At 71.8% G+C, this 12405-nt stretch carries 13 protein-coding genes; 5 read left to right on the forward strand and 8 right to left on the reverse strand.

The features are described from left to right. Nucleotides 1-966: 966 nt before the first annotated feature. From AB0B41_RS40570 to AB0B41_RS40605, 8 genes are all read right to left on the reverse strand, one after another. Nucleotides 967-1737, reverse strand: coding sequence for a GntR family transcriptional regulator (locus AB0B41_RS40570; RefSeq protein ID WP_358212351.1), 771 nt, complete (start codon nt 1735-1737; stop codon nt 967-969). Next, complete coding sequence (locus AB0B41_RS40575; RefSeq protein ID WP_358212352.1) at nt 1734-2576, reverse strand: carbohydrate ABC transporter permease; 843 nt, start codon at nt 2574-2576, stop codon at nt 1734-1736. The genes AB0B41_RS40570 and AB0B41_RS40575 overlap by 4 nt, the downstream gene beginning before the upstream one ends. Further along, a complete protein-coding gene (locus tag AB0B41_RS40580) occupies nt 2566-3555 on the reverse strand; it encodes a sugar ABC transporter permease (RefSeq protein ID WP_358212353.1) in 990 nt (329 codons plus the stop codon). Before AB0B41_RS40580 ends, AB0B41_RS40575 begins: the two co-directional genes overlap by 11 nt. A 10-nt stretch (nt 3556-3565) precedes the next feature. After that, a complete protein-coding gene (locus tag AB0B41_RS40585; protein ID WP_358212354.1) occupies nt 3566-4942 on the reverse strand; it encodes an ABC transporter substrate-binding protein in 1377 nt (458 codons plus the stop codon). Between the two features lie 14 nt (nt 4943-4956). Continuing rightward, nucleotides 4957-6060 carry an ABC transporter ATP-binding protein gene (locus tag AB0B41_RS40590; RefSeq protein ID WP_358212355.1) on the reverse strand — a complete coding sequence of 368 codons (1104 nt, stop codon included), beginning with the start codon at nt 6058-6060 and terminating at the stop codon, nt 4957-4959. Further along, nucleotides 6060-6899, reverse strand: coding sequence for a metallophosphoesterase (locus AB0B41_RS40595; RefSeq protein WP_358212356.1), 840 nt, complete (start codon nt 6897-6899; stop codon nt 6060-6062). Before AB0B41_RS40595 ends, AB0B41_RS40590 begins: the two co-directional genes overlap by 1 nt. Before the next feature lie 13 nt (nt 6900-6912). Beyond that, nucleotides 6913-7638, reverse strand: a complete 726-nt coding sequence (locus tag AB0B41_RS40600; RefSeq protein ID WP_358212357.1) for a tyrosine-protein phosphatase — start codon at nt 7636-7638, stop codon at nt 6913-6915. Nucleotides 7639-8101: 463 nt separating this feature from the next. Then, on the reverse strand, nt 8102-8806 hold the full coding sequence (locus tag AB0B41_RS40605) for a hypothetical protein (RefSeq protein WP_358212358.1): 705 nt from the start codon (nt 8804-8806) through the stop codon (nt 8102-8104). A gap of 184 nt (nt 8807-8990) precedes the next feature. Here AB0B41_RS40605 and AB0B41_RS40610 point away from each other — a divergent pair, with 184 nt between their 5' ends. The 5 genes from AB0B41_RS40610 to AB0B41_RS40630 all read left to right on the forward strand — a co-directional run bounded on the left by AB0B41_RS40610 (nt 8991) and on the right by AB0B41_RS40630 (nt 11580). Beyond that, a complete protein-coding gene (locus AB0B41_RS40610) occupies nt 8991-9539 on the forward strand; it encodes a dihydrofolate reductase family protein (RefSeq protein WP_358212359.1) in 549 nt (182 codons plus the stop codon). A 34-nt stretch (nt 9540-9573) separates the two neighbouring features. Beyond that, entirely contained in the window at nt 9574-10116 is a 543-nt protein-coding gene (locus tag AB0B41_RS40615; protein ID WP_358212360.1) for a DUF1772 domain-containing protein, read from the forward strand. Then, nucleotides 10113-10586, forward strand: coding sequence for a hypothetical protein (locus AB0B41_RS40620; protein WP_358212361.1), 474 nt, complete (start codon nt 10113-10115; stop codon nt 10584-10586). The genes AB0B41_RS40615 and AB0B41_RS40620 overlap by 4 nt, the downstream gene beginning before the upstream one ends. A 521-nt stretch (nt 10587-11107) precedes the next feature. After that, nucleotides 11108-11305, forward strand: a complete 198-nt coding sequence (locus tag AB0B41_RS40625) for a hypothetical protein (RefSeq protein WP_358212362.1) — start codon at nt 11108-11110, stop codon at nt 11303-11305. Further along, entirely contained in the window at nt 11302-11580 is a 279-nt protein-coding gene (locus tag AB0B41_RS40630; protein WP_358212363.1) for a methyltransferase, read from the forward strand. Before AB0B41_RS40625 ends, AB0B41_RS40630 begins: the two co-directional genes overlap by 4 nt. Nucleotides 11581-12405: the final 825 nt, after the last annotated feature.

Consider the following 12405-nt stretch of genomic DNA (forward strand, 5'->3'; position numbering starts at 1 on the left):
AACACTCGACGCGCCCACTCCGCCCTCGGCGGCCGCCCCCCGGCCACCCGACTCGCCGCATGACCGTCAACAAGGTGATGGGTCACTACACCTAGGACGAGGCGACAGAGGACGTCGTCAGCGCGGCGGAGGTCGCCACCGCCTTGCAGACCATCGCCGGTGCCCGGCGGGCTGCCGGTCCTCGATGGCGCCCGGATTCCGCTGACGACGTCGATCACCGGCCGGTCGTGCTGATCAACGGGGACACAAACCGGATCGTCTGCAACGTCCTGCTGCGTAACTGCGCGGACACCGCGAGCCTCCAGCGCTGAGCGGCCGTTCTTCCCACGGTCAGCGGAGTTCCGCAGCGACCTGGTCGTCGGCGCGGGCCACGACCTGAACCTGTCGGCGAAGGGCGCCCGAGTACCAGGACAAGGTGGTGAAGTGGGCCAGGGAGACCGTCCCTGCGAAAGTGAAGGTGTCCCGCAAGGGTCGCTCCCGACGGGGCCGTCAGCTCCGCGCGGAGCACGATGCCGACCAGGCTGCTGGTCGAGATCCGGTTGACGATCTGCCACGATCCGCGCACCTTCACCCCGGCCGGCCAGCAGCGGGTGTGCGTGCAGCTCGGCGAAGTCCGGTGGCCGGCGAGGTTGGCGGGCACCACGGGGCTTTCACGGTCTTGTCGAGTTGGATATCGGGCATCCCGGCGACGGCCAGGCCCGCGACCCGGGGATGGGTGCGTAACACGCCCTCGACCTCCACCGGGTGGACGTTCTCGCCCCCGAATGATCAGGTCACCGCGCCTGCGACGAGCCGAAGCCCCGTCGACGTCGAGCACCCCCAGGCCCCCGGTGTGCAGCCAGCCGTCCGTGCCGGTGCGCAGGTGAGGTCCCATGCTGGTTCCCCAGGTCACCTGCCTCGTCGCTGTGGGGCGGGTCGCCGGCTGCTCGTCGGTTCGGGTTGGTCGCGCCGGCGTGTGCTCCGAGGTCAGTCGTGATCCCCGGTGTCGTAGTGCATGGTGAACCGGATCCGGTCGCCGCGGATGCGCCGGCGCAGGAACATGGTGGGGGTCAGGTCGGGGTCGACGTTGACGCCTTCGCGGAGCATGACCGGGGCACCTGGGGGGACGTCGAGCAGGGCCGCGTCGTCCCGGGTGGCGATGCTCACGGTCAGTGACCGCCAGGAGTGGCGCAGCCGCAGGTCGTAGTGGTCACGCAGGATTTGGAAGGGGGCGACGCGGTCGGTGACGTGACGCTTGAAGGCCGGGAACCGGCGGACGTCGAGCCAGTAGCTGCTGACGAGGTAGGGCTGTCCGCCTGCGTGCACGACCGTGTCGAGGCGGATGAGTGGCCCGGGGGCGTCGAGGGCGGCCGCGATGGCGAGATCGGGGTCGCGGTCGGTGAGATCGACGAGGGTCTCGGTCTGGTCCTGTTGGACGTACTCGGCCATCGAGGCGGTGCTGCCGGCATCGGCGTCGGTCGACGGCATCAGGGGCAGGTCGAGTTCGACGACCATCGGTGGCTGGGCCACGTAGGTGCCGGAGCCTTGGCGGACGGTGACGTGCCCTGCGCGGGCGAGTTCCCCGATGGCTTGGCGGATGGTGAGCCGGTTGACCCCCCACTCGGCGGCAAGTTCGGTCTCGGTGGGTAGCCGCCGGCCGGGGCCGAGCTCGCCGTCGCGGATGCGACGGAGGAGCTCGGCCTCGACCTGGCGGTAGACGGGTGGGCCCCCGCGGCGGCCGCTGCGGGAGACGGTCATCGCAGCCCGGAACGGACGAAGGCGTTGACCACCTGACGCTGCAGCAGCAGGTAGACGGCGAGGATGGGCAGGCACAGAGCGCCGGCGGCGGCCATCATCGCACCGTAGTCGGTGCCGACCTCGGTGATCAGACTGCGCAGGCCGATCTGGACGACCGATGCGGGATCGGAGAGCACGAGCAGGGGCCAGAAGTACTCGTTCCAGGCGGTCACGAACAGCAGGATCGCCAGGGCGGCGAGCGGGCCGCGCAGCGAGGGGACGACGACGGTCCAGAGCGTGGTCCAGTGCGAGCGGCCGTCCATGCGGGCGGCGTCGAGGAGCTCGCGGGGGAACGAGCGCATGTGCTGGCGCAGCAGCAGTACCGCGAAGGGTGCGGTGACTTGCGGGACGATCACTCCGGTCAGGGTGTTGAGCCAGCCGAGGCTCGACAGCAGTACGTAGTTGGGCAGCATCGTGACCTGGAAGGGCACCAACCAGGTCGCGACGAAGATCAGGAACAGGATCCGGTCGCCGGGGAAGCGCCAGCGCCCGAAGGCGTACGCGGCGAGCAGCGCGGTGAACAGCTGGCACGCGGCCACCCCGAGTGCCATGAGCGCGGTGTTCCCCACGAGACCGCTCAGCGGCAACAGCTGGGCGGCGGCGCGCAGGTTGTCCAGGCTGAGCCCGGTCGGGAGCACGGACTGCGCCAGCGCATCGTCGCGCGGGCGCAGCGCCGTGAGGTACATCCAGGCGATCGGCACGAGGCTGAACACCGTGATCGCGATGAGGACGCCGTGTCCGGCGGCCAGGCCGAGTCGGCGTGGCCGGGCGGGTGTGGTGGTCGTCGGTTCAGTCGTCATGGAAGCTCCAGCGGTCCATCAGCCATACCGCAGCCCAGGCGAGGACTCCGAAGCCGAGGAAGAACAGCACACTGGCGGCGGAGGCGAGCCCGACGTCGAACGAGCCGAACGCGGTGTCGTAGAGCAGGTAATAGAGGTTGGTGGTGGAGTCCCCGGGGCCGCCCTGGGTGAGGACCTGGATCATCGGGAACATCAGCTGGGCCGCCGAGAGGATGGTCAGGGTGGCCATGAACAGCAGCGTCGGGGAGAGCAGGGGCAGGGTGATCCGGCGGGTGATCTGCCGTTCCGTGGCGCCATCGGTGCGGGCCGCGGCGGCGTAGTCGTCGGAGATGCCGGAGACACCGGCGGAGACGACGAGCACGGCGAAGCCGAGCAACTGCCAGCCGACGATCACCACGATGGACCACATGGCCCACTTCGGGTCGCGCAGGAACGAGACGGGTGCGACCCCGAACAGGCCGAGGATCTGGTTGAGCAGGCCGCCGGGGTCGAGCAGCCAGCGCCAGACGATGGCGGTGACGATCGGCGCGATGAGGTAGGGCGCGAAGATCGCGGTGCGGTAGAAGGCGCGGGCGCGGCCGTGCACACGCTGGGAGACCAGCACGACCACCACGGGGACGACGATGGTGAACGGCAGCAGCCCGAGCAGGTAGAGCAGCGTGTTCACTGTGGCCTGTCCGAGCTGGGGCAGGCTCAATGCCTCGGTGTAGTTGGACCAGCCGGCCGGGTGGGCCGGGGACGTCGGGACGAGGTTCCAGTCGTAGAACGACAGCTGGATGGTCTGGACCAGCGGCGAGTACACCCAGATCACCAGCCCGGCGAGGGCGGGGACGAGGTAGAGGTACGGGGCCGCGCGGCCGGTGAGGCGGCGCAGGAGGGGCCGGCGGGCCACCGGGCCCGGGGCGCTTCGCTGCGCCGGCGGGGCCGGTTCCACGAAGCGCCCGGGGACCGGGGCCGGTCGGTCGAGCAGGTCGGTCATGAGGGTCCCGTCACGACTTCGGCATCAGGGACTGGGCGCTGGCCTGTGCCGCGGACAGGGTGGTGGCCGGGTCGGCGCCGCGGAAGACGATCTCGTCGGTGGCCTTGGCCAGGGTCGTGCGGATCTGTTGGTAGTTGGGGCCGGGGTAGGACACCCAGGGCTCGAGGCGGTCGAGCTGGGCGACGTTGGGTCGGACGAAGTCCGGGTGGGTGTCGGCGAAGTTCTTCAGGTAGGCCGGGTCGTCGATCAGCGAGGCACGCAGCGGGACGTAGCCGATGTTCGAGGTGATCGTGGTCTCGCTCTGTGCGCTGGTCAGGAACTTGATGAGCTCCCAGGCGGCGCGCTGTTTGGCGGGGTCCGTCGTGAGGATGAACAGCGCGGAGCCCGAGTTGGTGGGCACGGACGGGGCGGTGCCGAAGCCGGGCATCGGCGCGGCGGCCGCCTGCCACTTGCCGTCGGAGGACTTGAGGATCGCGTTCTGCAGGGCGGCGGAGGTCAGCAGCATGCCGAGGTTGCCGCGTAGGAAGGCGTCTTGGGCGTCGCTGCCAGAGATGTTCGGCTGGGCGTTCGGCCCGGCCTGGGTGATCTTCTGCATGCCGTCGAAGGCGGCGACGGTGTTCGGGTCGGTCCAGGTCAGGGACTTGCCATCTTCGGAGAGCAACCGTCCGCCGGCCGAGCGCGCGATGCCGGTGAGGCACCAGTCGCCGCCGGAGGCCGCGTCGAGGCAGGACAGGTAGGCGCCGCCCGTGGTGCCGGGCACCTTGGCGATCGCGGCGGCCGCGGTGGCAACCTCGTCCCAGGTCTTCGGCGGGTTCTCCGGGTCGAGGCCCGCCTTGCGGAACAGGTCGGCGTTGAGGAACAGCATCGGGGTGGAGAAGACGTACGGGATGCCGTAGGTGGTCCCGTCGACGTCGCCGAGGACGGCGGCGCGGGGCGCGTAGGGGTGGGGCCCGCCGGTGAGCAGCTTCTGCACCTCGTCGCGGCCGACGAGCTTGTCCAACGGCTGGGCGCCGAGGTCGCTCGCGGCGTAGCGGAGGTCGGCGAAGGTCAGCTGCCCGACGTCGGGTGGGCTGCCCGCGACGACCTGGCGTTGCACGCTCTGGGCGATCTCGTTCGATCCGCCCTGCGGGGGCACGGCGTCGACGTGGATGTTGGGGTGCTGCTTCTCGAACTCGGCGACCAGGTTGCGGGTGGTGTCGCCGAAGATGCCGGCGCTGGCGAGGTTGTAGGACTCCCAGCGGATCGAGACCTGCTGGTCGGGGGCGAGCTCGGGGATGATCGCGGCGCTGTCCGGGCTCTGGGTCGTGGTGGTGGGCACGGTGGCGCAGCCGGCCAGGGCGGCGGCAAGCGTCAGCGCGAGGACGGGCAGGGCGCGGCGGAGTCTCATGTGCGGGGCTTCCTTCAGGAAACGAGGGCGGGGACCGGGTCCGGCTCCCAGGCGAGGCGACGGCCGCTCTGCCGGGCGAAGAGGTGGACGTGCTCGGGGCGCACCGTGAACGCGGCGGCCGCGCCGGCGGTCAACCCGATGGGGCGGGCTCCGCGGATGCTGAGCCGCGCCTCGCCGATCTCGCACTCGGCGATCTCCTCGTTGCCGAGGTTCTCGACGATGTCCACCCGGCCCCGCAGCTCACCGGCCGCTGCGGGCACGAGGTGCTCGGGGCGGATGCCGAGCAGCACCTCGCGAACGCCCGGATCGCCGCGGTGGGGGAGTGGGAGCTCCAGGCCGGGGGCGCGTAGCACGAGCTGGTCGTCGTCGGGCCCGGTCCCGAGCTCGGCGGGCAGCAGATTCATCGGCGGTGCGCCCATGAATCCGGCGACGAATGCGGTTGCGGGCTCGTCGTAGATCTCGACCGGGCTGCCGAACTGCTCGATCCGGCCCTGGTTCAGCACCGCGACCTTCGTGGCCATCGTCATGGCGTCGATCTGATCGTGGGTGACGTAGACGAACGTCGTGTCCAGCCTGCGGTGCAGCGAGATCAGCCGGGTCCGCGTGCCGGACCGGAGCTTCGCGTCGAGGTTGGACAGCGGCTCGTCCATCAGGAACGCCTGCGGCTCCCGCACCATCGCGCGGCCCAACGCCACGCGCTGCCGCTGCCCGCCGGAGAGCTCCTTCGGGCGGCGACCCAGCAGGTGGCCCAGGTCGAGCAACTCGGCCACCTCGTCGACGCGGCGGCGGAGCTCGTCCTTGCCCGTTCGGCGCACGCTGAGCCCGAACCCGAGGTTGCGCTCCACGGTCAAGTGCGGGTAGAGGGCGTAATTCTGAAACACCATCGCCAGGTCGCGCTCGCGCGGCGGTAGCGCGGTCACGTCCCGGCCGTCGACCAGGATCCGGCCCTCGGTCGGCTCCAGCAGTCCGGCGATCATCCGCAGCAGGGTGGTCTTGCCACAGCCGCTGGGACCGAGCAGGACGAGGAAGTCGTTGCGCGCGGTCGTCAACGAGATCTCGGCGACGGCGGTCGTGTCGCCGAAGCGGCGCACGATCCCGTCGAGCTCGATGGCGGCCATTACACCGCCGCCGCGGTCATGGCCTCGATCGCCCGGGCGATCTCGGGCACGTCGTCGGTGCTCAACTGTGGCATCCCGGGCACCAGCCGGAACTCGGCGCTGACGGCGCCGTCGGTGACCGTGTACTCCACGAACCCGAGCTCGTGGCGGCCCTCGATCTCGTCGATGCCGGCTGACAGGAAGGCGGTGGCCGGGGCCCACACCTCGATCGCCGCACCCCGCTCGACCCGGCGGTAGCGGTGCAGGTGACCGCAGCCAACCGCCCGCAGCTCGGTCCGCTCGAGGAGGCCCAGCAGCCGGTCGCGGGCGACCGGGCCGACATCGACCTGGTGGCCGACCGGCTCGTCGGACACCGCCCAGAGCGGCTTGTGCAGGAACAGCAGCACCGGCTTGCCTGCCGGCAGCGCGGCGAGTGTCTGCTCGATCCAGCGCCACTGGTCGGCCTCGCGCTGCAGACCCGACCCGAGGAGCTCGCTGTCGATGCCCAGCAGGACGGCCTCGTCGGTGTCGTGGCGCCAGTGGTCGGGCCCGAACGCGGCCTCGTGCGCGGCGACCCGTGCGTCGGTCACGACCAGGCCGGCCCAGGCGTCCAGGCCGGGCATGCCGACGTCGTGGTTGCCGGGGACGACCAGCAGCGGCGCGTCGATCAGGTCGAGCAGCTCGCGGGAGCGGCTGCGGTCGGCGGCGTCGTCGGGGTGCAGGACCTGGATGTCGCCGGAGTGCACGACCACGTCCGGGCGCACGTCGGAGTTCAGGTGCCGGGCGAGGATCCGGAACCCTTCCTCGGTCGGGCCGCCGGCCGCGGTCAGGTGGGTGTCGGAGATCTGCACGATCTTCATGGGATTCTCCTGGTCAGTGGGTGAGGGCGGTGCGGAGATGGTCGATCGCCTCGTCGGGCACACCGTGTCCGACGAGGTAGGCGCGCGCGCCGCCGTGATCCGCGGCGAGCGCGCGCAGCAACCCGGCCATGGACTCGGCCCGGGCACCCCGCAGGCTCTCGTCCGCGGGATCGCCGGCGCCGGACTCGGTGGGTACCGCGGCGAAGAACTCGGGGGTGAGGTACTCGGTGGTGAGGGCGTAATCGGTGGCGACGACGTCGTCGGGGACCCCGATCGCCGAGAGGACGAGCGCGATCACCACGCCGGTGCGGTCCTTGCCGGCCGCGCAGTGCACCAGCGCCGGCAACGCGCCCGGACGAGCCAGGTCCGCGACGATCCGCGCGAGCTGCGGGCCGCGCTCGCGCACCAGCGCCACGTACAGCTCGCCGAGCACGTCGACCGAGTCCCCGTTCAGGGCGGACAACAGTGACCGCGGATCGAGCGGACGGCGCAGCACGGCAGGCACGAAGGTGTCGAGACCTGTCGGCAGGGCGGCGACCTCGGCATCGTCGCGCAGGTCGATCACGGTGCGCAGGCTGAGCGCGGCGAGGTCGGCGCCGTCGGCGAACCGCGCCGCGTCGGATCGGAACAGCCGGCCCCAGCGGGTTCGGGCGCCGCTGCCCGCGGGGTAGTCGCCGATGTCACGCAGGTTGTAGGTCGCGCCGACTGCGCGCCGGCGGAGCGGGGCTGATGTGGTCACCCGGCCATTCATCTAGACGGACATGACGCGCTAGTCCCCGATCGGGTGAACCGTGCCTAACGAGAAGACATCTAGATGACTCGCGGTCCGAACCGAAGGCGCTCTCCGGGACCGAGGTCTCGCACGCTCGCGGCGTCCGTCTACGGGGCGGACCAGAATCGCTGAGACAGGACACGAGTTGTCCTGTCTCAGGGAGGTTGGCACCACGTCGAGGCTCTGACCTGGGAGGGGCCCGCTTGAGTCGGCCAAGGATTTGGTGGTCGGCTCATCGAACCTGGTCTCGGCGGAAGCAACAACGGCTGTTCCCTCCACTTCGGCGGACCTCGACAAGACCTTCCAACTCACGATGACCAGCGGATGCGCGGGATCTCCATGGTCCGGGGTAGGGGATGGCGGGGCCTCGGACGGAGATCCTCAGCGGTCTCGGGGCTGTGGTGGTGCCGGCTGCCGCGGCCCAATACCGCTACTCCGCTGCGGTGGGCCGCAGGTCTGGAGGCCTTGCTGCCGCAGCCCTGGGCGGGCGGAGCGTCGCCGCGAGGCCGCCCGGCTGCCCCGCCCACCGCACCGCGAGTACGGAGATCGCGCCGGCCCCCGGTCGCCCGATATCGCCGTCGTCCTCGCCCTTGGCCTCAACGATGGCCTTCCACGACCCGAAGTGGCCGAGGTGGGCCAGTCCGGCGTTGTGCCGCCGTGTACGTGGGTGAGCCGCGATCGGCGCCGCCGGGGCGGGCGCGATGACCGAGCCACGTACCCGGCGGCCGCCGCCCGCGGCCGGGTCGCCGTCGAGCCCGGCCACGGCCTGCACGGCATGAGCGAGCGGGTCGCGCTGCGCGAGCAGGGACCCGGCCACGCCCAACGCCCACGGCGCGCGCCCGCGCTCGGCGGCGACGTACAGCGTGGCCGCGATCGGCGCGGCCAGGCCGATCGGCGGGAGGTCGAGTACGTAGTAGACGACGATCCCGGCCGCGGTCATGAGCAACACCGGCACCGGCCAGCGCCGGGCGACCAGCAGCAGCGCACCGAACCCGACGGCGAACGCAAACGCGAGCACGTCGCCGAAGATCGACCGGCCCCCCGGGCCCGCGTCACTGACCACCGCCGCCGCGACCAGGCAGAAGACCGCGACGCCGAGGAGCGCCTCGACGCGGGTGGGGCGGACGGCCTGCATGATCGTCGAGACTAGAGCGGAACGCCGGGCCACCGCAGTCGCCCCGAGGCGACGATTCCTGGCCCGCGTGCACGTCGAGAAGCGATCGAGGTCGCGCGCCCGGGCGGCAGACCGGCGTCCGCACTCGGCCCTAGCGTCCCCACCGATCGGAATCTGCGACCCCCATCTGATCCAGGAGGACACCATGGGCAAGATCAAAGTCCACGAGTTCACGTCCCTCGACGGCGCGATCGGCGCTCCGACCTGGACGATGGACTACGGGTTCCCCGACGACCTGGCGCGCGCGATCGACGGATTCATGGCCTCATGCACCGCGATCCTCCTGGGCCGCACCACCTACCAGGAGTTCGGCCCGGCCTGGTCGGCCCGTACCGTCGACGAGGACGCAGGTGCGCCGTTTTTCAACCAGACCCCCAAGTACGTGGTGTCCGAGACGCTGAGGGATGCCGACTGGGGCCCGGTCACGGTGCTCGGCGGGTACGACCGCACCGTGATCGAGAAGCTGAAGGCGGACGCGGACGGCGACATCTACGTCAGCGGCAGCGGCACCCTGGTTCGGGCGATGGTCGCCGACGGGCTCGTCGACGAACTGCACCTGATCGTGTATCCCGTCGCCCTCGGCCAGGGCCCCTACCTCTTCCCCCCTGGTACCAGAACGACTTCGCTCACCCTCGCCGGCGTGGAGGAACTCAGCAACGGGGCCGTGCACCTGACCTACGGCCGGGCCACCTGACCACGAGCAACGGACCCGACAGGGGAGGACTCCGATGTCCCGCACGACCGTCACGACGACGGCGCTGATCGTTCTCGTGTGGGCGGCCCTGCTGTCCTTGGGAGGTGTGGCCGCCGAGACCGTCATGCTGTACCCGAACATCTTCGCCGATCCGCCTGCATCCCTGGACCGGGCACGGGAGTTCCTGGTCGCGGCGGGTCCCGCCGACGACTTTCCCCCGCTCGGTGCCGCGGTGGTGGTCACGAGTCTCGTCACGGCCGCCCTGACCTGGCGAGACCCCCGGCTCCGCTGGTGGGTCGCGGGGGCCGCCGCGGTCTTCGTGGCGTGCGAGTTCCTGTTCTCGGTGGTGTTCTTCTGGCCGCGCAACGAGATCATGTTCGTCGACCCGCCCGGTACCCACTCCGCGGAGGACCTGCGTCGCGTCGCCGAGTTCGTTGCCGGGCACTGGGTCCGGCTCGCCGGCGGCGCGGTGACCGCGGCGCTCGCGTTCACCGTGCTCCTGCGCCAGGTCCGTGCGGCCGCCTCGGCCGCCGCGGGCGCCTCGGCCTCGGTGGTCGGGGAAGGAGCTGCCCGATGAGCGGGTCTCGGCGGCCACTCGGCTTTGCCTGGCCGGTGCTGGTGGGGCTCGCCGCGCTCGCCGCGCCGCGCGTCGTGCTGCACGACCTGGGCATCGTCGAGGAGGGGAGCATCGTCAACGGGTTGCTGGTGTTCGTGCCGCCGGCCCTGTGGATTGCCGCGGTGCTGTGGCGGCGTCCCGCTCGACCGTTCCGCACCGTCGTCGTCATCGGCGCGATCTACGGCGTGCTCCTCGCCGTCGGTCACCAGCTGCTGTGGACGACGGCCTTCGGCGGCGACGCACCCGCCCTCGGCGGCGCCCTCACCGGCATCGACCCGACCACCGGTGACGCTCTCCTGCGCGCCGCCGCGGCCCTGTCCAGCCTGGTCACCGGCACACTGGTCGGCGTCGTCGCGGGAGCGGTCGCCCTCCTGCTCACCCGCATCGTCCCCGCCGAGCCCGACGCCGACCGAACGAAGAGGCCGGAATGAGCGAGACACCCCGCAGCCGAGCCGCCCGCGCCTTCGCCGACCACACCCCCGAGTACCGCTGCCGAGCTCCGCGAGCTCGGCAGCGGCCCCGACCACCACACCGTCCTGGTCGACGACCTGGTGGTGCAGGTCGCCGCCTCCCCGCTGGTGACCCGAGAAGCCGACCGAGCTGCGGCAGCTGGTCGCCCGCCGAGTCCCGTTCCCGGTGCCCGTATCGCGGTTCACCGACGCCCGGCCCGGCGTCGCGGCCGCCCCGCAGCGAGCACGCGCTTGCCCGCGCGCGCCGCCGCCGGGGGCTGCCGGCACCGACATCCAGCCCGCCGACAGACCGAGACCGTTCCTCGAGCTGACCAGGCAGGTGCAGACGTGGTGATGCCAGCGGTGTCGTTGACGCTGTACGTGGTCGGGGCGGTCGTGGCGTTCGGGATCCGCACACTCGTGCACCGCCGCGCCACGGGCGACAGCGGGTTCCGTCGGCCGCAGGCGCGGCCCGGGGGAGGCGGCCTGGTGGAGCCTTCGGAGTGGCGCTGCTGGGCGCGCTGGTCTCGCCGTTGACGGTGCTGGTCGGCGTATTGGCCCCGGTGGTGGACCACCCGCTGCTGAGCGGGGTCGGGATCACGGTGACGCTGGCCGGGTTCGTCCTGGTGGTCGTCTCCCAGACGGGCATGGGAGCTCGTGGCGGATCGGCGTCGACGCCGGGTAACACACCGAGCTGGTGACCGCGGGCGTGTTCGCCCAGGTCCGCAACCGATCTTCACCGGGTATGATCGCGGCGCTGTGGGGTCTGTGGGCCCTCGCCCCGGCGTGGCCTGGCCTGGTCGCCGCGGTCGCCATGATCGTCGCGGTCGAGCTCCAGGTCCGGCGGGTCGAGGAGCCCTACCTGCTGGCCACGCACGGCGCGGCCTACCGCGCCGACGCGGCCACCGTCGGCCGGCTCGTGCCGGGCGTCGGCCGGCTGCGGCCGCACCCGGGGACCTCCGGGGCCGCGGCGTAGCCGCGGCAGCGGCGTGCGAGATCGCCATGGCTGGGCTGCTTCACAGGCCGGACGCGGCCGTGAGGTGGACTGCCACTGGTGCCTGGTCGGAGGCCGGGGCGGCGGTGTAGAAGAGGCCCGGGTAGATGCGGTCGCCTCCCGGGCTGGGCAGATGATCACGGGCACGATAGGTGAAGCCGCGAGAGCGAAGCAGGGGCTTAGGTTCCTGACCGGGACGCCGAGCCCGGGAATGCCGTACGGGCTTGCTCGAGGTATTGATTGGCGTACACCGCGGGCCGCGTTGACCATCGACGCCGCAGCTGAGCCGCTTGTAGCGTCCATTATGGCTGGCCCGCGGAGTGCGACCCCTTCCCCCGCGCGTCAGCCCCTTCCGGGCCCTCGAACCTGCCTTGACCGCCTGCCCCTCAGCTTCGCAGCCCCCCAGCCCCGCCGGTGTTGCGGTCCTCGCGCGCGGACGATCGCCGCCCGCCTGCCGCAACCTCCCCTTCCCTGAGCGCACGCCGGACTGCCGACCACGATGTGCACACCATCCGGCGGCGTTCGTCGCGCTCGAGTCGCTGCAGCCCGCCGACTCCGCGCTCACCCCTGCAGTGCTCGAGGAGCTCGGCGACCGGCTTGCCACTGCGCGAGGTCCAGTACAGGAGTTGCTCGAGGTGGTGACTACCGTAGGGAAGCAAGTCGGCGGCGCCACCCGGGTAGCCCTCGCAGAGCGCGACGACGCGCTCGCCAACGCCGCCGACGCGCTCGGGGCCCGCGCGCTCGCCGAGCAACGCGCCGCCGCCGCCGCGGAGGAGACCACCGCGGCCGGCGCCCGGGCCGCGCAGG

Source organism: Pseudonocardia sp. NPDC049154 (assembly GCF_040648315.1).
GTDB lineage: Bacteria > Actinomycetota > Actinomycetes > Mycobacteriales > Pseudonocardiaceae > Pseudonocardia.